Below are 19456 nucleotides of genomic sequence, written 5' to 3' on the forward strand. Positions count from 1 at the left end.
GGCCCTGCTCGGAGCCGTCGACGATCTCGTCGCGCGCGTCCGTCCCCGGACCGCGCGCCGGGCGCCGTTCCGACGGGACTAGGAGGGAGCGCCGTTGCGTGAGACTCTGGGCCTGCCCCGGCGGGCGGGGCGAGGCGGAGTGCCATGCGATGAGCCAGGACGACGAATCGCCGCCGGCGCGGCGCCGCTTCCTCGCACAAGGCGCGGCGGCGGCCGCGGCCGTCCTCGCGGGCGGGCCGGCCCGATCGGACGAGGCGGCGCCTCCGGCCGTGCCCGAATGGATGAAGGTCCCGGGCGCCGATGTCGGCAGCCAGACCTACGGCCGGCCCTCGCGCTTCGAGGAGGGCGTCATCCGCAACGTCCCGAAGGGTCTGAAGCAGTACATCTCGGCGTCGAGCCGCACGCCGCTGCAGGATCTCGACGGCATCCTGACGCCCAACGGCCTGTTCTACGAGCGCCACCACGGCGGCATTCCGGACATCGATCCCGCCCAGCACCGGCTGATGATCCACGGACTCGTCGAGACGCCGCTCATCCTGACGATGGACGACATCCGCCGCTTCCCGTCGGAGTCGCACATCTACTTTCTCGAATGCTCGGGCAACCCGGGCTTCGAGGCGATCAAGGGCAAGACGGCGTCGGACCTCGTCGGCCTCGTCAGCTGCGCCGAATGGACCGGCGTGCGCCTCGCGACGGTCCTGGCGGAGGCCGGGCTCAAGCCAGACGCGCGGTGGGTCGTGGCCGAGGGCGCGGACGCCGCCGCGCTGACCCGCAGTATCCCGATCGCAAAGTGCCTCGACGACGCCCTGCTGGTCTACAGCCAGAACGGCGAGCGGCTGCGCCCCCAGCAGGGCTACCCGCTCCGGGTGCTGCTGCCCGGCTACGAGGGCAACATGAGCGTGAAGTGGTTGCGCCGGCTCAACGTCACGGCGGAGCCGGCCTATTCCCGCGAGGAGACGTCGAAGTACACCGACCTGATGCCGGACGGCACGGCGCGGCAATTCACCTTCGTGATGGAGGCCAAGTCGATCATCACGCGGCCCTCGGGCACGCAGCGGATCGCCCCCGGTTTCCACGAGATCACCGGCCTCGCCTGGAGCGGGCGCGGGCGGATCCGCGGCGTGCAGGTCTCGACGGACGGGGGCGGGAGCTGGCGCGACGCCGCCTTGCAGGAGCCGGTGCTCAACCGGGCGCTGACGCGGTTCCGCCTGCCCTGGCGCTGGGACGGGACGCCGACGACCATCGCGAGCCGGGCGATCGACGAGACCGGCTACGTGCAGCCGGGCTTCGAGGCGCTGACGGCGGTGCGCGGCCTCAAATCCTTCTACCACAACAACGCGGTCGTGCCCTGGCGCATCGCCGCGGACGGCGAGGTGGCCAATGGCTATGCGTGAAGCCCGCGCCGCCGCGGGGATCGCCCTGGCGCTCGCCTGCGCCGGGCCGGCACGGGCGACGGAGCGCCTCGGGATCGGGCGTCCGGCCACGGAGGCCGAGATCGCCGCCTGGAACATCGACGTCGACCGGGACGGCCGGAAGCTGCCGCCCGGACACGGCAGCGTCGCCCACGGCCGAGAGGTCTTCGAGACCCAATGCGCCTCGTGTCACGGCAGCCGGGGCGAGGGCGGGACCGGCGAGCGGCTGGCCGGCGGCCAGGGCACGCTCGCCTCGGCGAAACCGCTCAAGACCGTCGGCAGCTTCTGGCCCTACGCGCCGACCCTGTTCGACTACATCCGGCGGGCGATGCCGATGAACGCCCCGCAATCGCTCAGCGCCGACGACGTCTACGCGGTCTCGGGCTACGTCCTGTACCTGAACGGGCTCGTCCCGGAGGGCGCCGTGCTCGATGCCGCCACCCTGGCCGCCGTCCGCATGCCGAACCGCGACGGGTTCGTGCCGGATCCCAGGCCGGATGTGAGACCCTGACGGGAGCGGCGTACCCGATCAGGCCGCCCCGGCCCCGCCCGCCGCCGGGGCGCCACGATGCTGTGGCCGTTCCGCCACTGTCGTCGCAACATTATTACATTCGGTTGCCGGGGCGTTGACCCGGCCGGTCGCCGCGGCAAGTATTTTCCTGCCAAGGTTATCCGGGCACGGTCCGGAGCCGGGGTGGTAATCCGGTGCGCGCTGCGCGGTGCGTCCGGATCTGCCCCGCACCTGTCGACTGGGCGCGCCCGTTCCCCGCGGCCGCCGGTGCCGCGCACCGGGACGGTCCGGCGGCGGCGATGACGCGCGTCACGGGAGGCGGCCTTCGGCGCGACGACGTTCCTCGGGCGCGGTGCCCCAGCGGAGCGCGCGGTGCCGCCCGTCCGGGCGTGACGCCGCCCGCCTCCGCGTGGCCGCGCGCCGGCAGCAGCGAGTGTGTGGTGGCGAGTTCTGGACGATTGTCGTTCCGCGAGAGTCCCAGGCCGCGCCGGGGATGCGCCCGCCCTGCCGGGGCGCGGCGCGGCAGCCCGCGCCTGGCCCTGGCGGCCATGCTGTCCGCCGGCGTGCCGGTCGGGGAGGTCCGCGCGCAGGAGAGCGTGACCCTGGAGGAACTGTCGGTCGAGCATGTCGGCGAGGGCGCCGCCCGGACGACGGCGTCCGGGCGCGGCAGCATCGGCCTGGTCGGTCCGACACCGGGCTACGGCGCCGGCGCGGCGGTCAGCGCGACGCGCACGGCCACACCGCAGATCGACGTGCCCGTGGCCGTGTCGGTGGCGCCGCGCGAGACGATCACCGACATCGCCGCCACCCGCGTCGACCGGGTCTTCGACTACCTGCCCGGCGTCACTCGCCAGAACAATTTCGGCGGCCTGTCGATCTTCAGCTACGCCATCCGCGGCGTGACCACCTCCGAGATCTACAAGAACGGCTTCCCCCTCAATCGCGGGACGCCGCCGCCGCCGGACGCCCAGAACATCGAGCGCATCGAGGTGCTCAAGGGGCCGGGAGCGGCCCTGTTCGGGCGCAGCGACCCCGGCGGGCTGGTCAACCTGATCACCAAGCAGCCGACCGCCGAGCGGTTCGTCGAGTTCGGCAATCAGGTCGACTCGTTCGGCCTGACCCGGGGCACGATCGATGCCGGCGGTGCGCTGAGCGCGGACGGCACGGTGCTCTACCGCTTCAACCTCGCCGCCCAGGGTGCGGGCAGCTTCCGCGACTTCGTGGACAGTGACCGGCTCCTCGTCGCGCCGGTGGTGAGCTGGCAGGTCACCCCGGACACGCGGATCACGGTCGAGACCGAGTTCGTGAAGAACCGGATCGTCTTCGACCGGGGCGTCATCGCGCTGAACCGGCAACTCGGGTTCCTGCCCGTCTCCCGCTTCCTCGGCGAGCCCGGGCAGAGCACCTATCAGAACAACAACACGTTGCAGGTCCGCGTCGACCACCGCTTCGACGAGAACTGGCAGCTTCGCCTCGCGACCTACTTCAACACGGGCGATCTCGCGGGCGAGTCGGCGGAGATCCGCGCCATCGCTGCCGACAACCGCACGGTCTCGCGCGACCGCAACGTGCGCGACTACCGCTGGGACGTGGCCGTCGGGCAGGCCGACCTTGTCGGGCGCTTCGATACCGCCGGCATCGGCCACACGCTACTGCTCGGCATGGACCGGGAGAGCACCGACAGCCGCACGCAGTACTTCCGCTCGAACTTCCGCACGAGCCCGTTCGCCCTGGACATCTACGCCCCGGTCTACGGTCATGCGCTGCCGCCGATCACCATCCCGCGCAACAACCTGGAGCGGATCACCAACACCGGCCTCTACGCGCAGGACGAGATCGTCCTGAGCCCCGAATGGCGGGCGCTCGTCGGTGTGCGCCTCGACATCTTCGAGCAGAGCTTCCGCGAGCGCGCCGTCCGCAGTCAGGTCGACCAGTCGCGGGTCGCCGCGTCGCCCCGGGCGGGCCTCGTCTACCGGCCGATCCCGGAACTCGCCCTCTACACCAACGTCGGCACGAGCTTCCGGCCGAACATCGGCCCCGACGCCGCCGCCGTGACCCGCGGCACGGCCCTGCCGCCCGAGACCGGCCTCGGCTACGAGGTCGGCGCCAAGTCCGAGCTGTTCGGCGGCAGCCTGCTCCTCACCGCCGCCGCCTTCCGGGTGGAGCGGGAGAACGTGCTCACGCCCGATCCCGCCAATACCGGCTTCTCCCTCGCCGCCGGGGCCGTCCGCAGCCAGGGGTTCGAGCTGACGGCCCAGGGGCAGATCACGCCGGAGCTGAAGCTCCTGGCCGGCTACGTCTACGCCGACGCCCGGGTGACCAAGGACAACGTGCTCCCGGTCGGAGCCCCGCTCATCAACGTGCCGCGCCATTCCGGCAGCCTCCTCGCGGTCTACGAGCCGGAGGGGGCGTGGCGCGGCTTCGGTATCGGAGGCGGCGTGCGGGGCGTGGGCGCGCGCGCCGGCGACGCGGCCGGCTCCGGCTTCACCCTGCCGGCCTACGTCGCGGTCGACGCGCTCGCCTACTACCGCTTCGACAATGCCCGGATCGCGCTCAACGTCGAGAACATCTTCGACACCGCGTACTACGAGAGTTCGCTGAACGTGTTCCGGGTCTATCCGGGCTCGCCCCGGCGGATCACGGGCTCGGTGACGGTGCGGTTCTGATGGCGGGCCCGCGGCCCCCGTCCAGGCAGCCGCCGGGATCGTCGCGCCGGCGAGAGGACGCGCCTGCGGGACTCCGCAGGCCGACCGCTTCTGCGCTATGTCGGATTCCGTGCTGCACGGCAGCAGCGACGCGACAGGCCCGGGCAACGGGGCCGAGGGGACGGTATTCGGGTGGGTAAGGCTTTGATGGAAGCGATCGTCCCGTCCGATGGCACGGCGCCCCGCGTCGTGCGGCGCCGCATCGTTCTGCTCTACCTCGTCCTGATCGCGGCCAACGTCGCCGCCTGGTCCTGGGCCTACAGCCTGTTCGCGGGGCAGCCGGCCCTGCTCTCGACCGCGCTGCTGGCCTACGTCTTCGGGCTGCGCCACGCGGTCGACCCCGACCACATCGCCGCCATCGACAACGTCACGCGCAAGCTGATGCAGGCGGGCCAGCGGCCGGTCTCGGTCGGCTTCTGGTTCGCCCTCGGCCATTCCACCGTCGTGGTGGTGGCCGCGGCCGCGGTGGCGCTGGCCGCCACCAGCCTGATCACGGCCTCGGAAGGCTACCGGCAACTCGGCGGCCTGATCGGCACAGGCGTCTCGGCCGCCTTCCTGATCCTCATCGGCCTCGTCAATCTCGTCGTCCTCGCGGGGGTCTGGCGCGCGTTCCGGCAGGTGCGGCGCACCGGCCGCTACGTCGAGGCCGACCTCGACATGCTGCTCGCCAACCAGGGCGTCCTCGCCCGGATCCTGCGGCCGCTGTTCCGCCTCGTGACGCGCTCCTGGCACATGTACCCGCTGGGCCTGCTCTTCGCGCTCGGCTTCGATACCGCCACGGAAGTGAGCCTGTTCGGGCTCTCGGCCGCCCAGGCGAGCCAGGGCATCGATCTCTGGACGATCCTGGTCTTCCCGGCGCTGTTCACCGCCGGCATGACGCTGGTCGACGCGACCGACGGCGTGCTGATGCTCGGCGCCTACAGCTGGGCCTATGTCCAGCCCATGCGCAAGCTGTTCTACAATCTCACCATCACCCTGGTGTCGGTGGTGGTCGCGCTGGTGGTCGGCACGCTGGAGGCGCTGAACCTCCTGGCGGACAAGCTCAACCTCCAGGGCTGGCTCTGGGAGCGGATCGCCGCGATCAACGACCATTTCGGCGTGCTCGGCTTCGCCATCGTCGGCCTCTTCGCGGCGGCTTGGCTCCTGTCGTTCCTCATCTACCGCCTCGGCCGGTTCGACCGGATCGACGTCAAGCCGGCCGACATCCCCTGACCGGCGTCGGCCGTGTCCACGCGGGACGTCCGGCGCCGGTGAGTTGGGCCGATGTCGGAGCGCGCCGGATGCGCGCGGCGGGCTGAACCTACCCGGCCGCCTCGCTGAGCCTCAGGCCGGTGAACGTCAGCGTCGCCGTGTAGATCGGCGCGCCGGCCGCATCCCGGACGACCACCGTGTAGGTTTGCCTGTCCCCGTCGCTCGGGATCTCCCATCGCGCGACGTCCGGGAGGGAGATCATCGCTTCTCTGCGCGCAGCGTCGAAATCGGCGCACTCGGTCCCGTCCTCGTCGCGTTGCAACTGACCGTCGTGGATATCGAAGAAATAGCGCGGCACCCACGCCTCCATGACTGGCTTCCCCTCACGAAAGCTAACCGGGATCGGAAACGCCGGTTCTCGGCGCGCGGCGCCCGATCCGCGCCGGTGACCGCGGCCGACGCCCTCGGATGAGCGGGCGTCGGCCGGGCCCGGCCGGCTATCCGTTCCGGGCCTTCCGGCGCTGGCGGCCGTGCCGTCGCGTCGCCGGATCGCGTCCCCGAACGGACACGTCGCGCGGGGCTGCGGATCGGAAGTGAGAGCGCCGCGCGACGGCGTGCGCGGCGTGACGGGACCGCTCCGGCCGTTCCGGCCGGGCCCGTGCCTCCGGACGGGCGGTCGCGGACCCGCGGTCTCTCAGCGGTCTCTCGTCTTCGTGGTACGGGAATCCTGCGTCTTGTTTCCGTCGTCGGCCGGCGAGGCGCCCGGAACGCCGGTGTTGCCCGAGCCCCCGCCCCTCTCTCCGCCCTTCATCTGATCGCCGTGCTGCATCCGCTGCCCGCCCGACCCGGACGGCGCTGGCCCGGACGTCGATCCTCCGGCGGCGCCCTGCGCCGTTGCCGCGCCGGCCGTGCCGAGAAGGAGCGACGATACGAGGACGAAGATCCGGATTGCGGTCATGATGTTCTCCAGAAAACTACCATTGGGCAAGCACAGAAAGCTGTCTGAGTTCCGGAATATCGCAAAGTATCGAGCTTGAGATCATAATGTTATGTTTTTCTTATTGAATAATTCGGGTTGACGTGCCGAAATATCCGATAGCGGTCCGGGCGCGCGCATCGGCGGGCAAACCGCCCGGATCGCGCCTGAGCTGTGGGACGCCGACGTGGACCGGCCTCCCCGCGGGTAGCCCGCAGATCGGTCCGACACGGCGCGGCGGGCCGCGCTGAGAGTGGCTCGGAGGGCCGGAGGGGCCGGTCCGCCGACGATGCCGGCACGAAATGACCGCCGCGGCGTGAGCCGGGCGGTCCAGGTGGTCTCGGGATGTCCAGAGTTAGACGATCGCGGGCCGCGCTTAATCCGCGCCGCATCCGCGCCGCGAGGAGCGGACCGCCGTGCCGGCCGCGCCGGCCGCGTCGTCCGGCGGGCCTCGTCGTGCTGCGGCGCTCGCGCGCCATGTCCGCGTCGTCGGCGGCGATGCCGACGCGTCGGTTCTGACCCGCGTCCGCGACGAGGACACGCGCCCCATATAACCGTCGCGGGAGCGCGGGCCTCCGAGAGGCCGTCCGTGGCGGCGCGGGGATCCTGCAGAGCGCCGGGTTCGACGCGGTGCTTCCCGATCGGAGCCGCGCAAAGCCGGGGGACGAGGAGGACCGAGATGCTGCGCGACAATGTCGAGCGAGGCCGCTTCGAGCTGCAGGTCGGCGGTGACGTCGTCTTCGCGACCTATCGGCGGGAGCCCGGCCAGCTCGTCATCAGCCACGTCTACGCGCCGCCGGTCCTGCGCGGCACCGGGGCGGCCGGCCGGCTCATGGAAGGCGTCGCGGCGCACGCGCGCGCCGAGGGCGATCGGATCGTGCCCCTGTGCGGCTACGCCCGGGCGTGGCTGCGCGGGCATCGGACGCATCGCGACCTGCTCGCGTGAGGCCGCGACCGGGCCGGGATCGGCCGCCGCCGGGGGCCGGTGCCGGGATCGCCTGGCGCTAGGTCATCCGTTGCGCCACGTGCCGCCGCCGGCGCTGGACGGCCTCGCGGACATGCGCGACGAGCAGGGCGACGAGGCGGATCTCGACGCTCTCCGTCCGCCTGTGGGCCTCCATCCGGATCGTCTCCGCCGCGAGCGCGTCGGCCTCCCGCTCCAGATGATCGAGCTCGACCGGATCGGCGCTCGACACGGACAGCCAGATCTCCAAGAGGCGCATGACCCGGGTGGGCGGCTGCAGCGGCCGGAAGCGCCGATACAGGCCGATGCCCGCCGCGCCGAGGGAGGCCAGCGCGCTGATCATGAGCCCGACCCAGTAGGCCGCGTTCTGCGCCTGATCGCTCAGGCTGGGCTGGTTCCCGGTCAGGTACGCCGTCGCGCCCGGGTGGATCGGGAGCGCCTGGACCTTGTCGTCGGTGTCGGGGGCCTCGATGCCGGCCAGATCGTCGTCGAGCGCGACGAGCCGCGGCTTGCCGGTGAGAACCTCGCGGGTGATCTCGCCGGCGAGCCAGTCCGGCATGGCGCCGCGGGCCACGAGCCGGTGGCTCACGGACAGCGTGGTGATGTCGTCGCCCGGGGCCGGCAGGGAACCGAGGAAGGCGCCCTTGGGCACGTCGATCGTGTCGAGCACGGGGTGCTCCTTGGCGATCGCCGCCGCCTCGTCGACCTCGAAGAGCTTCGCCGTCCCGGAGCCTTTGCGCAGCGCCGTGAACAGGGGCAGCCACAGCGCGCTCCCGACCGGAGCCACCACGAACACCGAACCGATCTGGCGGCTGCGGGCGGCCTCCGTCAGCTGGTCGATCGTCAGGATCCGGCGATGCACGCTGCTCGGGGGCACGCCGAAATGCGTCAGGATCAGGTCGAGCAGGAGCGGGTCGAGCTTCCGCCCGTCGAGGAGACCGACGGTGCTGCCCCGCAGCTTGGCCACGCTGTCGACGGGGCTGCCCCCGGGCGCGACGAAGACCACCGCGTCGCGGCGCAGGATGACCAGGGTCTGCCCGTCCTTCGGCGCGGCGTCGCTGCGCACCAGGGCGAGCTGGGTCTCGCCCTTGTCGAGGGCCGCCGAGGCGCCGAGGCGATCGGGCTCGAAGATCGTCCGGATGCGCACCCGCGGATGCTGGGTCTCGAAGAGCTGCGTGAGCGCCTGCGCGGCCTCCCGATCCTCGGTGCTGGTCTTGGCGACCGCGATGTCGAGGGAGAGCAGGCCGAGGAGGAGATGGATGAGCAGAGCAGCGACGGCGGCCCCGGCGATGACGCCGAGGACGATGACTGTCGTTCTGGAACGCCGGATCATCCGTGCCGCGCTGACCTGCCGATCCGCCAGCATAGCGCGCGTGTCTGGCCCAGTCTCCCGCTCCCGGACAGGATCGGTCGACGCTCCGCCCCATGCTGTATCTTGCTCCAGCGCGTCGCGATCAGTTCATCTGGCGGTGCCGGTCCTGGACCTCCTGGAGGGCGAGCCTGCGGCCCAGCGTCATCAGCAGCGCTTCGGCCTGCACCTTGAGCTCCGCGTCCCGCAACTCGCTGATCGCGTACATCGCCGCGATGGCGTGATCCGCTGCCAGCTCGAGAGGCGACGTCTCCACACGCGGCACGGCCTCGTCGGCCATGTCCTCGAACATCCGCATCCGGGTGATGTCGAGGAGAATGCCGCTGCCGCCCCGGGGCCGCCCGACATGATCGCCGGTGAAGCGCCCGCGCACCAGGACCCAGCGCGTCCGACCGTCCGCCGAGGTCACCCGATGCTCGGCGAGGTACGGTGTCCCATCGCGGGCGCTGCGCCGAATCAGATCATCGATCCGCTCGCGATCGTCCGCGTGGATGCTGCTCATGTAGCGACCGAGCGGGACGCCTTCCTCGGCCTCGGCTGGATCGACGTTGTACACCAGGGCGACGAAGGCGTCGGCCCGCACCCGATCGACGCCCGCATCCCATTCCCAGCGGCCGACGACGTCGAGCGCGTCCAGCGCCGTCTGGAAGGTTTCCGAGGCTGTTTGCCCGTCTAGAGGCTTAGAAGCTGCCACCCGAGCACCCGTATTCAGTTGTCACTAACATACGTTGGTCCTAAAGCGCTGCAACCGCAAGGGGCATAATCTGGTCTGCAATCAACTGTTGCGTGCCGGACACGGATCGGCTTCGGCGAGCCGCCGGGGCCGGGTGCCGACGACGGGCCGCGGGCGGTCCTTGCGGATCGGAACTTGGACACCCATTATGACTACAGTGGTCACGGAGAGCGCCATGCAGGAGATCCAGCTTCGGGACGCCAAGGCGACGCTATCGGCCGTCATCGATCAAGCGAAGCAGGGCGCGCCCTCGATCATCACCCGCCACGGCCGCCCCGAGGCCGTGCTGCTGAGCTTCGAGGACTGGCAGCGGCTGTCCCGCGTCCCGTCGTTCGGCCGCCTGCTCATGGCCGCGCCCGTCGCGGCGGACGACCTCGCCCCCCCGTCCGGCGGGCTCAGAAGCGCCGAGCTGTGAGGCGGTGTACCTCGTCGATACCAACGTGCTCTCGGCCGGCGCGCCGACCAAGGCCGTTCCGGCCGTCGCACTGATCGACTGGATGGACCGGAACAGCGCGGGGCTCCACCTCTCGGTCGTCACGATCGCCGAGATCGAGGACGGCATCGCGAAGAGCCGCAGGGACGGTGCCGCGCGCAAGGCCGAGCGCCTCGCGGCGTGGCTGGAGACCTTGCTGCACCTGTACGCCGCCAAGGTCCTCCCGATCGACCTCGCCGTCGCGCGCCACATCGGCGGGTTGTCCGATCTGGCGCGCGGGCAGGGGCACGCGCCCGGCTTCGCGGATCTCGCGATCGCCGCCACCGCGCGCTGCAACGGCTGGACGGTCCTGACCCGGAACGTGCGGCACTTCGCGCCGCTCGGCGTTCCCGCCTGCGATCCCTTCGTCGCGCTGCCGGCCGATGGGCGGTGACGGCGTCGCGCCCGTCACCGCGGGGCCGCGGCGGCGTGCCGATCGCGGCGGGACTATCGGGACGGTGTGCAGAACTCGGCCGTGAGACCGGCGAAGGCCGCCCGCAGGAAGGCGTCCACGGGACGGTCGCCGCCCGCCTGGATCCAGGCCTCGATCGCCAAGCGCATCGCACCGAGCGACGCCATGGCGACGAGGCGCAGCGGGGCGCTGCGGACGGGATCCGGCCAGCGCTCGATCAGCGCGGCATGCAGGGCCTGCTCGTGCAGGCCGTAGGCCGCCTGCTTGCGGGCCTTCAGGGTCTCGCTGGACCGCATGACGCGATCGATACTGATGAACTCCTGGGTCCGGAAACCCGTCGACAGCGCCAGCAGGGCGTCCCGGACGGCCTCGACCGGGACCTTGCCCTCCGGCTGGGCCAGGACGGCCTTGCGCAGCGCCGCGCCGAAGCCGCGCATCTGCCAGTCCAGCAGGATCTCTTCCTTTGACTTGAAGTAGTAGAAGAAGGTTCGACGCGAGATGCCGGCCGCCTCGGCGATCGCGTCCAGGGTCGTCGCCTCGTAGCCGTGCCGGCTGAACAGCCGCAGGCCGGTCTCGGCGATCCGTTCCAGTGTCTCCTGCCGTTTTCGCGCGCGCAGGCTGCCGGGCTTCGGTGGCGGGCTCCCCATGCCGGCGTTGTGACATGCGATTCCGCACTTGCAAAGTTGCACGCGGTGCAATTATATTTTTACACCGAGTGCGATTTTGATGCGCGGTCTCGGGACGCGGTGCGGAGTCCGGTCGGGCGCCCGCCCCTTCCTGCCGATATCGGCAGCCTCGTTCGCCGTCGGGGCCTCCGTCGGCGAACGGAATTCGGTTGGCGCGCGCCGGCGGGCGAGGGCGCGTCGTGATCGGGCTGCGGCCGGCGATGCGCGGCTCTGCGAACCCTCCTGGCTCCCCTCCTCTCGCGAAAGCCCTCCTCATGCCCGAGTCTTCCGGTCCGACAGCGGCACGGCCGTTGCCCAACCGTCGGCAGGTTGGCGCCATGCTGCTGGGAACCCTGGCCGCGGGTGTGACGCGGCCGGCCGCGGCGGAGCCCGTCGTCGAGGACGTCCGGATCGTCGACTTCGACTGGGTCGACGGCGCGCGCCAGCGACCTGTGCCGGTACGCCTGTACTGGCCGAACACGTCGTCGCTCCGGCGCCGCGTCCCGCTGGTCGTGTTCTCGCACGGTCTCGGACAGTCCCGAACCGGCTACAGCTATCTCGGACGGCACTGGTCGTCCCACGGGATCGCGAGCCTGCACCTGCAGCACGTCGGCAGCGACAGCTCCGTCTGGACCGGCAATCCCCTGGCCCTGCTCGACCGGATCGAGCGGGCGGCGCAGGAACGGGAGGCGATCGCCCGGGCGCGCGACCTGCGCTTCGCCCTGGACCGCCTCCTCGTTCAGGACGGGGGCGCCTTCGGAGACCGGATCGACCCGCGCCGGATCGTGGCGGCCGGCCATTCCTACGGCGCCAACACGACTCTGATCGCCGCGGGTGCGCGCGTCGTCCGTGACGGGCACGCCCTTCAGGCGCGGGATCCGCGGATCGCGGCCGGGATCGTGATCTCGGCGCCGCCCTTCTACGGCGAGCGCGACCTGCGGGCCGTCCTGGGCGCCGTCGAGATCCCGACCCTGCACGTGACGGCGACCGAGGATGTCATCCAGCTGCCCGGTCGCACCTCGCCGTTCAGCGACCGCCTCGCCGTGTACGAGGCGATCGCGACGCCCCGGAAGTCCTTGGCGGTCTTCCAGGGCGGCTCGCACAGCATCTTCACCGACCGTCCTCTCACGGGCGGTCTGAACCTGAACCCGCAGGTCAAGGCGGCGACCGCCGCCGGGACGCTGGCCTTTCTCGACCTCGCCTTCCGCGGCGATCCGGAGCCGCTGCGCGCGTGGTCCTCGACCTGGCGACCGATCCTCGCCGTCGCGCCCGCGGGCTACGCGGGCGCGTCGCTGGCGCAACCCGCGATAGCGACCCGCGGAAAGGACCGGACGCGCGCCCAGCCCGGGGAGCCGCTCTGACAGGCCGCTCGTCGCGCCCCCTGGCGGCTGAGGTCAGGAGCCCGGCCTCCTCCGCGAGGTCGGTGTACGGGGTCGGCGCCTCGGGTCAGGTCGCTTCGCGCGCCGTCAGGGTGCGGTCGACCAGCTCGAGGATCCGCTCCCGGTCCAGCGCGGTCCCGAACAGGATCCGGTAGAGGATCGGAGAGACGACCCCGTCCAGCACCGCCTCGGGGTCCGGGAAGGCCTCGCCGCGGGCCACGGCCCGATCCGCGATGATCGCGATCTGATCGCGGGTGAAGCTGCAGCATCGCTGGGCACAGTTCGCGTCCGCCGCCGCCAGGACGTCCCGGATCATCTCCCGCCCCGGTGCGGACGACATCTCGTCCGCGTACTGCTCCGCCCACGCCTCGAGATCGGTCCGGCCGCTCCCGGTATCGGCCGGCTCGCCGTCGGGACGGAGCCGCTCGACCGCGACATCGGCCAAGAGCTCGGCGAGCGTGCCCCACCGGCGGTAGATCGTCGACGGCGTCACGCCGGCCGCGGCGGCCACCAGGGGCACCGTGATTTCCGAACGGTCCGTCGTGGTCAGGAGCGCGCGCACGGCCGCCTGAACCGAGGTCTGCACCCGCGCGCTGCGGCCGCCCGGACGCGGCCCTTGCCTCGTCGTCATCCTGCACTCTGCCATCTGGGGCGCCACAAACGCAAAGATATTGCGTTTGTGGCGCGGAGGGCCTACGCATCAAACGCAACGGATTAGCCTTTAGGTTCGCCAATGACCAGGGACCGCAAGCTGAAAGTTGTGGCTGTCGCGGGCAGCGGCACGCTGTTCTTCCACGCGGCGGTGCTCGGCACCTTCCTCGCCGCGTCCGCCGCTCCGACGCCGCTGTACCGGTTCTACCAGGAGACCTACGCGCTCTCCCCCGTGCTCACGACCGCGGTGTTCGCCGTCTACGCGCTGGCGCTCCTCAAGGCGCTCCTCGTCGCCGGGTCGATCTCGGACCATCTGGGCCGACGGCCGGTGATCTTCGGCGCGCTGCTCCTCGAGCTGGTGGCGATGGCCCTGTTCACGACGGCCAGCGGGGCGTGGGGACTCATCGCGGCGCGCTTCGTCCAGGGCGTGGCGACCGGCATCGCGGCGAGTTCGCTGGGCGCCGCGCTCGTCGACGTCAACCGGGCGCGGGCCCAACTCGTGAACGCGATCATGCCGCTGATCGGGATGGCGGCGGGCGCGCTCGGAACCAGCGCCCTCGTGCAGTACGGCCCGCACCCTCTCCACCTCGTCTACGCGATCCTGGGCGCGGTGTTCGCCGCGCAGGCCGCTCTCCTCTGGCTCACGCCCGAGACCGGCGAGCGCCGCGCGGGCGCCCTGCGGGCCCTGAGGCCGCGCGTCGTGGTTCCGCCACAGGCCAGGCGGCCGCTGGCCGCGATCACGCCGACCAACATCGCGACCTGGATGCTCGGTGGCTTCTACCTCTCCATCGTTCCCTCGCTGGTCGTCGCCGCGACGGGCAGCCGGACCCCGTTGACGAGCGGCGTCATGGTCGCGGCCCTGATGGTCGCCGGCGCCTTCGCGGTCCTCCAGCGGCGCGGCCGGGACGCCGCGGCCAACCTGACGATCGGGACGCTCGCCATGACCGCCGGTCTCGTCATCGTGCTCGCCGGCATGCACGGCGGGAGCGTGCCGGTCCTGATCGGCGGGACCCTGGTCGGCGGGGCCGGCTTCGGGACGAGCTTCCTCGGCGCCCTCGGCACGATCGTCCCGCTGGCGAAGCCGGGCGAGCGGGCGGAGCTCCTCGCGAGCTACTACGTCGAGAGCTACCTGGCGTTCAGCCTCCCGGTGATCTGTGCCGGGTATCTCGTGCGCCGGATCGGCTACGTGACGACCGCCGACCTCTACGCGGCCGCGATCCTCGCCATGAGCGCAGCCGGGTTCCTGGCGCGGCGGGCACTGACGTCGCGACGCGTCTCGCCTGGCTGACGCACCCTGCCTGCGGCGCTCCGGTCGGGTCCGCGTCCCGGACGGGCACCGAAGCCGGCCGCCGGGCGCTGAGAGCCCTCGCGCGATCGCGCCGCCAACAGCCGTCGTGCCGGCCGGGGCGATCCCGGCGCGACCGTCCCGGCCCGGCCGCGTTAACCCGGATCAACGTCGCGCGAACGGGACGGCCGGGTTCGGCACTCTCCCGGGACGCGGAGCCGAGCGGAGGCATCATGCGAGACTTCACCGTCGCCTGGGACGCGAACCGGCTGGCCTGGGTGCGGGAGCGCGTGCGGGCCTACCGCATGCCGCGCCTGCCGACGGGGGCCGGCTGGCGCTACGGCTGCGATCCGGACGTCCTGGCCGACCTGTGCGCCCACTGGCTCGACGGCTTCGACGAGGCCGCGGCCGCGGCCGAGCTCAACCGCTTCCCGCAGATCCTGGCCCGCGTCGAGGATCTCGACCTGCACGCCGTCCACGTCGTCGGCGAGGCGGAAGGCCGGCGCCCGCTGCTGCTGATCCACGGCTGGCCGGGTTCGATCTACGAGTTCTGGTCGGTGATCGAGCCCCTGGCCTTCCCGTCGCGCCACGGCGGGCGGCCGGAGGACGCGTTCGACCTCGTGATCCCGGCGCTGCCCGGCTTCGGCTTCTCGGGCAAACCCGCCGCGCCGATCGGCGCGCGCAGCACGGCGCGGCTGTTCGATCGCCTGATGCGCGAGACTCTGGGCTACCCGCGCTACCGGGTTCAGGGCGGCGACTGGGGCGCCGGGGTCGCGGCCTGGCTCGGTCTCGACCACGCCGCGTCGCTGGAGGCGATCCACCTGAACTACCTGCTGGTGCAGCCCGATGCCGAGCCGGAGAGCGCGGCGGAGCGGGCTTGGCAGAAGCAGGCCGGAGCCACCCAGCAGGCGCTCGGGGCCTACGCGCAGCTGCAGGGCACCAGGCCGCTCTCGCTCGGCTACGCCATGGCGGACGAGCCGGTGGCGCAGCTGGCGTGGCTGGTCGAGCGCTTCCACGACTGGGCCGACTTGCGGGAGCGGCCCTTCGCGCAGGTCTTCACGAACGATCAGCTCCTGACCAACGCCCTGCTCTACATCCTCACCGATTCCTTCGCGACGGCGACGTGGTTCTACGCCGGCGCGCAGCAGGAGGGCGTGCGCCGGATGCCGCCGGGGCGGCGCGTCACGGTGCCGACGGCCTTCGCGGCCTACCCGGATCCGCGCACGCCCGCGCCGCCGCGAGAGTGGCTGGAGCGCGGCTACGCGGTCTCGCGCTGGCAGACGATGCCCCGCGGCGGCCATTTCGCCGCCATGGAGGCGCCGGACCTGTTCGTCCGGGACCTGCGGGACTGGGGCCGCGGCTGACGGCGTCGTCCCGCCGCATCGCGGGCTCAGCCGGACCCGGCGGCACGAACCGGATCCTCTAGATCAGCGCGTAGCCCGCCCCGTCCCGCTCGATCCGCCCGCGGGCGGCGAGGTGCATCCCGGTCACGCTCAGGCCCTCCGCCGCCGCGCGGTCGAGGATGCGCCGGCGGGTCGCGATCGCCTCCGCCGGATCCGTGTCCCAGATGACGGTCCAGTCCGGGTGCGGCATCTGCAGGAGTCGCGAGTGGATGACGTCGCCCCAGATCAGCAACCGGTCCGCCCCGTCCGCGATCAGCACGCCCATGTGACCCGGCGTATGGCCGGGGAGCGGCAGAGCGCGGATGCCGGGGGCGAGCTCCGCCTCGCCCGCGACGCGGCGGATCCGGTCGCCATAGGCGGCGAGCACGGCCTGCGCCGTCTCGAACATCGGCCGCAGGGCGTCGGGCGCGCCGGCCCGCGCTCCCGCATCCGACCAGTAGGCGACCTCGCGCTCCTGCACCACGAGCTCGGCGTTCGCGAACCGCGCCAGGCGGCCCGGCGTCAGGAGACCGCCCGCGTGGTCGGCGTGGAGATGGCTCAGCCAGATGGTCTCGACCTGATCGGGCCGCACGCCCTCCGCCGCCAGCGCGGCGGTCACCCGGTTGAAGTCCGGTCCGAAGACGGTGCCGCAGCCCGCGTCGAGCAGCCAGTGGCGCGCGCCGCGCCGGATCAGGAAGGCGTTGACCGGCTCCGGCGACGGACCGTCCCCGGCAAGACCAGCCCCCTGCAACAGAGCCCGTCCGGCCGGGCTCTCGGCCGCGGGCATCATCCGCGGCTCCAGCGGGAACAGCCCGTCGCGCAGGGGTGTCACGGTGAAGGCGCCGACCCGGTAGGGCGGGGTTCCGGTCGCGGCCGCGCCGGGGCGGTGCAGGCCGAGCGGCAGCAGGGCGGCGGCGGCGAGCAGGCTGCGGCGGGACAGGTGAGAGGCCATGGCGGGCTCCGCGGGAGACGAAACGCCGCCATCCTGCGAGGCGTGCGGGGCGCGGGCCAGGGACGTCCTCCCGCCCGCGACCGGGCATTCTTCCCGCGCTGGCTCGGCGCGGCTTGCGCGCCGGGACGTTCCCGGTGCCAAATCGCCGCGTCGCTTCGAGCCCGGCCGTTTCGCCCCCATGAGCCTGCCCGCGCATCTCGGCCTACGCCTCCTCGTGGTCGCCCTCCTGTGCCTGGCCGGAGCGGTCGCCTGGACCGGCTTCGCCGCCCAGGCGAGCCTGCAGCGGGAGGCCGCGACCTCGGCGGAGCGGATCGCCGCGCAGCTCGCGCGTCAGCCGGGTCTCGGCAGCGCCGGTCCGGTCGCGATGCCCGCCGCGCCGCCGCAGCCCGCACCGGCCCTCCTCACCATCCTCCCGGGGATCTGCGCCGACATCCAGCTCGGCGTCGAGTTGCCGCGGCGCGTCTGCGGCGACTGGGATGGCCTCGACGCCGCCCCCGCGTGGTTCCGGGAGGCGGTTACGGGGGACGCCGCGGCCGCGCCGACGATCCGCGCGATCGTCTTCCGCGAGCGCACGATCGGCAGCGTCACCGCCTGGCCCGATCCGATCGCCGCGGCGGCCCGCGTCTGGCAGCGGGTGCGTCTCGCGGGCGGGCTCGCGCTCGCTCTGACGGCGGCGACACTGCTCCTCAACTGGCTCGCGGTCATGCGCCTCGTCGCGCCCGCCGGGCAGATCGTGCGCGGGCTGGCGAGGCTCGACGCGGCCCGGACCCGGTCGCCGCTGCCGCGCTTCGCCGCCGCCGAGTTCGACCGGATCGCACGCGCCTGCGATGACCTCGCCGACCGGCTCGCCCGCGCGGAGGCCGCGCGCGCGGAGCTGATGCAGCGGCTCGTCACGGTGCAGGAAGAGGAGCGGCAGGCGCTCGCGCGGGACCTGCACGACGCCTTCGGCCAGTGCCTCGCCGCCGCGGGCGCCCGGGCGGCCGCGATCGAACTCGCCGCGCCCGACGACCGCGAGGATCTGCGCGCGGACGCGCGCGGCATCGAGGCCGTCCTCGCCACCATGCGGGAGAGCCTGCGCGGGGCGCTGGCGCGCCTCGAACTGCCCGACCTCGCCGAGACCGGGCTGGAGGACGCGCTGCGGGGCCTCGTGGCGGATTGGCGGGCGCAGCTCAGGTCCGGCCCGGCCCTTCATCTCGACGTGGCCGGCGACCTCGCCGACATGCCCGTGACCGTGTCGGCGAGCCTCTACCGCATCGCGCAGGAGCTCCTGACCAACGCCCTCCGCCACGGGCGTCCGAGCCGGATCTTCCTGCGGGTCGTCCGGACGGAGACCGGAACGCGGACGGTGACGCTCACGCTGGACGACGACGGCAAGGGCGATGTCTCGCGCACGGCCTCCGGCACGGGCCGCGGCCTCGTCGGCATCCGCGCGCGACTCGCCGCCCTCGGCGGCAGCTTCACGCTGACCGGCACCGGCAGCGGGATCCGCGCCTGCGCGACCGTCCCGACCGCGGTCTGAGGCGTCTCATGCCCACGTCCATCCTGCTCGTCGACGACCATCCCGTGGTGCGCGAGGGCTATCGCCGCCTGATCGAGCGACAGCCGGGACTCGTTGTGACGGCGGAGGCGGCGAGCGCGGCGGAGGCCTACCGCCAGTACAAGGCGCACGGGCCGGATCTCGTGATCCTCGACCTGTCGCTTCCCGGGCCGAGCGGCATCGAGGCCATCCGGCACATCCGCCAGTGGGACGGGGCGGCCCGCATCCTGGTCTTCAGCATGCGCACCGGGGCCGTCGTCGCGCGCCGAGCCTTCGCCGCGGGGGCGTGCGGCTACGTCACCAAGGCGAGTCCGCCGCGCGCGTTGCTGGCGGCGGTGGCGGCCGTGCTGCGCGGCGAGCGGGCGATGAGCGCCGACATCGCCCACGCCATCGCCCAGGACGAGGTGGCGGGCGGGCGCTCGGCCGTCGACGCGCTGAGCCCGCGGGAAGTCGAGATCCTGAGCCTGACCGCGGGGGGGATGACGGCGCAGGCCGTGGCCGAGGCCCTCTGCTTGAGCCTGAAGACGGTGCACAACAACCTGTCCGGGATCCGCGCCAAGCTCGGTGCCCGAACGGATGCACACCTCGTCTGGATCGCCGTGGGCGCCGGGCTCGTGTGCCCGCCCGAAGAGCTGGCCGGCAGGGCGTGACGGGGACCGCGCGCACTTGTCTGAGTGACGGATGATCCTTCCCGACATCCATCGCTGAACTGCGCGCCGCGTTTAATCCGCGCCGATGCGTGCGTGAGGGCACTCCGCGATTGCATGTCACCATCTACTTTGTCATCGCGGCACGAAATGATGCGTGAAGTCACGGTTGGTGATTTTACCGAGACTGCGGATTAAACGACGATTACATGG

At 72.4% G+C, this 19456-nt stretch carries 19 protein-coding genes; 12 read left to right on the top strand and 7 right to left on the bottom strand.

All coding sequences use genetic code 11. The features are described from left to right. Positions 1 to 149 precede the first annotated feature (149 nt). The 4 genes from soxC (at position 150) to BM419_RS26205 (ending at position 5840) form a co-directional block, all read left to right on the top strand. Positions 150 to 1394: a sulfite dehydrogenase gene (gene soxC, locus BM419_RS26190; protein ID WP_020094428.1), complete on the top strand. Its 1245-nt coding sequence runs from the start codon at positions 150 to 152 to the stop codon at positions 1392 to 1394. After that, positions 1381 to 1923, top strand: coding sequence for a c-type cytochrome (locus BM419_RS26195; RefSeq protein ID WP_056532325.1), 543 nt, complete (start codon positions 1381 to 1383; stop codon positions 1921 to 1923). Before soxC ends, BM419_RS26195 begins: the two co-directional genes overlap by 14 nt. A 548-nt stretch (positions 1924 to 2471) precedes the next feature. Continuing rightward, complete coding sequence (locus BM419_RS26200; protein ID WP_170855270.1) at positions 2472 to 4589, top strand: TonB-dependent siderophore receptor; 2118 nt, start codon at positions 2472 to 2474, stop codon at positions 4587 to 4589. A 186-nt stretch (positions 4590 to 4775) separates the two neighbouring features. Continuing rightward, positions 4776 to 5840 carry a HoxN/HupN/NixA family nickel/cobalt transporter gene (locus tag BM419_RS26205; RefSeq protein WP_091928143.1) on the top strand — a complete coding sequence of 355 codons (1065 nt, stop codon included), beginning with the start codon at positions 4776 to 4778 and terminating at the stop codon, positions 5838 to 5840. Between the two features lie 88 nt (positions 5841 to 5928). On the opposite strand, the gene BM419_RS26210 is transcribed toward BM419_RS26205, so the two are convergent. Then, complete coding sequence (locus tag BM419_RS26210; protein ID WP_026605132.1) at positions 5929 to 6177, bottom strand: DUF6894 family protein; 249 nt, start codon at positions 6175 to 6177, stop codon at positions 5929 to 5931. 336 nt (positions 6178 to 6513) lie between these two features. Continuing rightward, entirely contained in the window at positions 6514 to 6777 is a 264-nt protein-coding gene (locus BM419_RS26215) for a hypothetical protein (protein ID WP_020094423.1), read from the bottom strand. Between the two features lie 697 nt (positions 6778 to 7474). On the opposite strand from BM419_RS26215, the gene BM419_RS26220 reads away from it, so the two are divergent. Then, on the top strand, positions 7475 to 7741 hold the full coding sequence (locus BM419_RS26220; RefSeq protein WP_020094422.1) for a GNAT family N-acetyltransferase: 267 nt from the start codon (positions 7475 to 7477) through the stop codon (positions 7739 to 7741). Positions 7742 to 7799: 58 nt separating this feature from the next. Here BM419_RS26220 and BM419_RS26225 read toward each other — a convergent pair whose 3' ends face one another. Then, positions 7800 to 9092, bottom strand: a complete 1293-nt coding sequence (locus BM419_RS26225; RefSeq protein WP_244492139.1) for a TAXI family TRAP transporter solute-binding subunit — start codon at positions 9090 to 9092, stop codon at positions 7800 to 7802. 121 nt (positions 9093 to 9213) lie between these two features. Continuing rightward, a complete protein-coding gene (locus BM419_RS26230) occupies positions 9214 to 9711 on the bottom strand; it encodes a PAS domain-containing protein (RefSeq protein ID WP_348273203.1) in 498 nt (165 codons plus the stop codon). 325 nt (positions 9712 to 10036) lie between these two features. Between BM419_RS26230 and BM419_RS26235 the strand changes: the two genes are divergently transcribed. After that, a complete protein-coding gene (locus tag BM419_RS26235) occupies positions 10037 to 10276 on the top strand; it encodes a type II toxin-antitoxin system Phd/YefM family antitoxin (RefSeq protein ID WP_026605131.1) in 240 nt (79 codons plus the stop codon). Between the two features lie 4 nt (positions 10277 to 10280). Next, complete coding sequence (locus BM419_RS26240; protein ID WP_020094418.1) at positions 10281 to 10727, top strand: type II toxin-antitoxin system VapC family toxin; 447 nt, start codon at positions 10281 to 10283, stop codon at positions 10725 to 10727. A 53-nt stretch (positions 10728 to 10780) separates the two neighbouring features. Here the strand turns inward: BM419_RS26240 and BM419_RS26245 are convergent, their stop codons facing one another. Continuing rightward, a complete protein-coding gene (locus BM419_RS26245) occupies positions 10781 to 11392 on the bottom strand; it encodes a TetR/AcrR family transcriptional regulator (RefSeq protein ID WP_056531075.1) in 612 nt (203 codons plus the stop codon). A gap of 356 nt (positions 11393 to 11748) precedes the next feature. Here BM419_RS26245 and BM419_RS33305 point away from each other — a divergent pair, with 356 nt between their 5' ends. Next, positions 11749 to 12771, top strand: a complete 1023-nt coding sequence (locus BM419_RS33305) for an alpha/beta hydrolase family protein (protein WP_280141973.1) — start codon at positions 11749 to 11751, stop codon at positions 12769 to 12771. An 85-nt stretch (positions 12772 to 12856) separates the two neighbouring features. Here BM419_RS33305 and BM419_RS26255 read toward each other — a convergent pair whose 3' ends face one another. Continuing rightward, positions 12857 to 13420, bottom strand: coding sequence for a TetR/AcrR family transcriptional regulator (locus BM419_RS26255; RefSeq protein WP_026605129.1), 564 nt, complete (start codon positions 13418 to 13420; stop codon positions 12857 to 12859). A gap of 102 nt (positions 13421 to 13522) precedes the next feature. Between BM419_RS26255 and BM419_RS26260 the strand changes: the two genes are divergently transcribed. After that, positions 13523 to 14728, top strand: coding sequence for an MFS transporter (locus BM419_RS26260; RefSeq protein WP_056531081.1), 1206 nt, complete (start codon positions 13523 to 13525; stop codon positions 14726 to 14728). A gap of 230 nt (positions 14729 to 14958) precedes the next feature. Continuing rightward, positions 14959 to 16089: an epoxide hydrolase family protein gene (locus BM419_RS26265; RefSeq protein WP_056531084.1), complete on the top strand. Its 1131-nt coding sequence runs from the start codon at positions 14959 to 14961 to the stop codon at positions 16087 to 16089. 58 nt (positions 16090 to 16147) lie between these two features. On the opposite strand, the gene BM419_RS26270 is transcribed toward BM419_RS26265, so the two are convergent. Beyond that, positions 16148 to 17059 (bottom strand): MBL fold metallo-hydrolase, encoded by a 912-nt coding sequence (locus tag BM419_RS26270; protein WP_056531086.1) that lies wholly within the window; start codon positions 17057 to 17059, stop codon positions 16148 to 16150. A gap of 178 nt (positions 17060 to 17237) precedes the next feature. On the opposite strand from BM419_RS26270, the gene BM419_RS26275 reads away from it, so the two are divergent. Next, on the top strand, positions 17238 to 18578 hold the full coding sequence (locus tag BM419_RS26275; RefSeq protein WP_056531089.1) for a sensor histidine kinase: 1341 nt from the start codon (positions 17238 to 17240) through the stop codon (positions 18576 to 18578). Positions 18579 to 18586: 8 nt separating this feature from the next. Continuing rightward, positions 18587 to 19246, top strand: a complete 660-nt coding sequence (locus BM419_RS26280) for a response regulator transcription factor (RefSeq protein WP_020094410.1) — start codon at positions 18587 to 18589, stop codon at positions 19244 to 19246. Positions 19247 to 19456 lie beyond the last annotated feature (210 nt).

Origin of the sequence: Methylobacterium sp. yr668 (assembly GCF_900116245.1) — a bacterium.
In the GTDB taxonomy this organism is placed as follows: Bacteria; Pseudomonadota; Alphaproteobacteria; order Rhizobiales; family Beijerinckiaceae; genus Methylobacterium.

Coding starts and splice junctions, on each gene's coding strand:
- BM419_RS26220 (WP_020094422.1), top strand. CDS start 7,475: ATGCTGCGCGACAATGTCGAGCGAGGCCGCTTCGAGCTGCAGGTCGGC.
- BM419_RS26205 (WP_091928143.1), top strand. CDS start 4,776: ATGGAAGCGATCGTCCCGTCCGATGGCACGGCGCCCCGCGTCGTGCGG.
- BM419_RS26260 (WP_056531081.1), top strand. CDS start 13,523: ATGACCAGGGACCGCAAGCTGAAAGTTGTGGCTGTCGCGGGCAGCGGC.
- BM419_RS26245 (WP_056531075.1), bottom strand. CDS start 11,392: ATGGGGAGCCCGCCACCGAAGCCCGGCAGCCTGCGCGCGCGAAAACGG.
- BM419_RS26270 (WP_056531086.1), bottom strand. CDS start 17,059: ATGGCCTCTCACCTGTCCCGCCGCAGCCTGCTCGCCGCCGCCGCCCTG.
- soxC (WP_020094428.1), top strand. CDS start 150: ATGAGCCAGGACGACGAATCGCCGCCGGCGCGGCGCCGCTTCCTCGCA.
- BM419_RS26195 (WP_056532325.1), top strand. CDS start 1,381: ATGGCTATGCGTGAAGCCCGCGCCGCCGCGGGGATCGCCCTGGCGCTC.
- BM419_RS26215 (WP_020094423.1), bottom strand. CDS start 6,777: ATGACCGCAATCCGGATCTTCGTCCTCGTATCGTCGCTCCTTCTCGGC.
- BM419_RS33305 (WP_280141973.1), top strand. CDS start 11,749: ATGCTGCTGGGAACCCTGGCCGCGGGTGTGACGCGGCCGGCCGCGGCG.
- BM419_RS26265 (WP_056531084.1), top strand. CDS start 14,959: ATGCGAGACTTCACCGTCGCCTGGGACGCGAACCGGCTGGCCTGGGTG.
- BM419_RS26235 (WP_026605131.1), top strand. CDS start 10,037: ATGCAGGAGATCCAGCTTCGGGACGCCAAGGCGACGCTATCGGCCGTC.
- BM419_RS26275 (WP_056531089.1), top strand. CDS start 17,238: ATGAGCCTGCCCGCGCATCTCGGCCTACGCCTCCTCGTGGTCGCCCTC.
- BM419_RS26225 (WP_244492139.1), bottom strand. CDS start 9,092: ATGATCCGGCGTTCCAGAACGACAGTCATCGTCCTCGGCGTCATCGCC.
- BM419_RS26255 (WP_026605129.1), bottom strand. CDS start 13,420: ATGACGACGAGGCAAGGGCCGCGTCCGGGCGGCCGCAGCGCGCGGGTG.
- BM419_RS26200 (WP_170855270.1), top strand. CDS start 2,472: ATGCTGTCCGCCGGCGTGCCGGTCGGGGAGGTCCGCGCGCAGGAGAGC.
- BM419_RS26280 (WP_020094410.1), top strand. CDS start 18,587: ATGCCCACGTCCATCCTGCTCGTCGACGACCATCCCGTGGTGCGCGAG.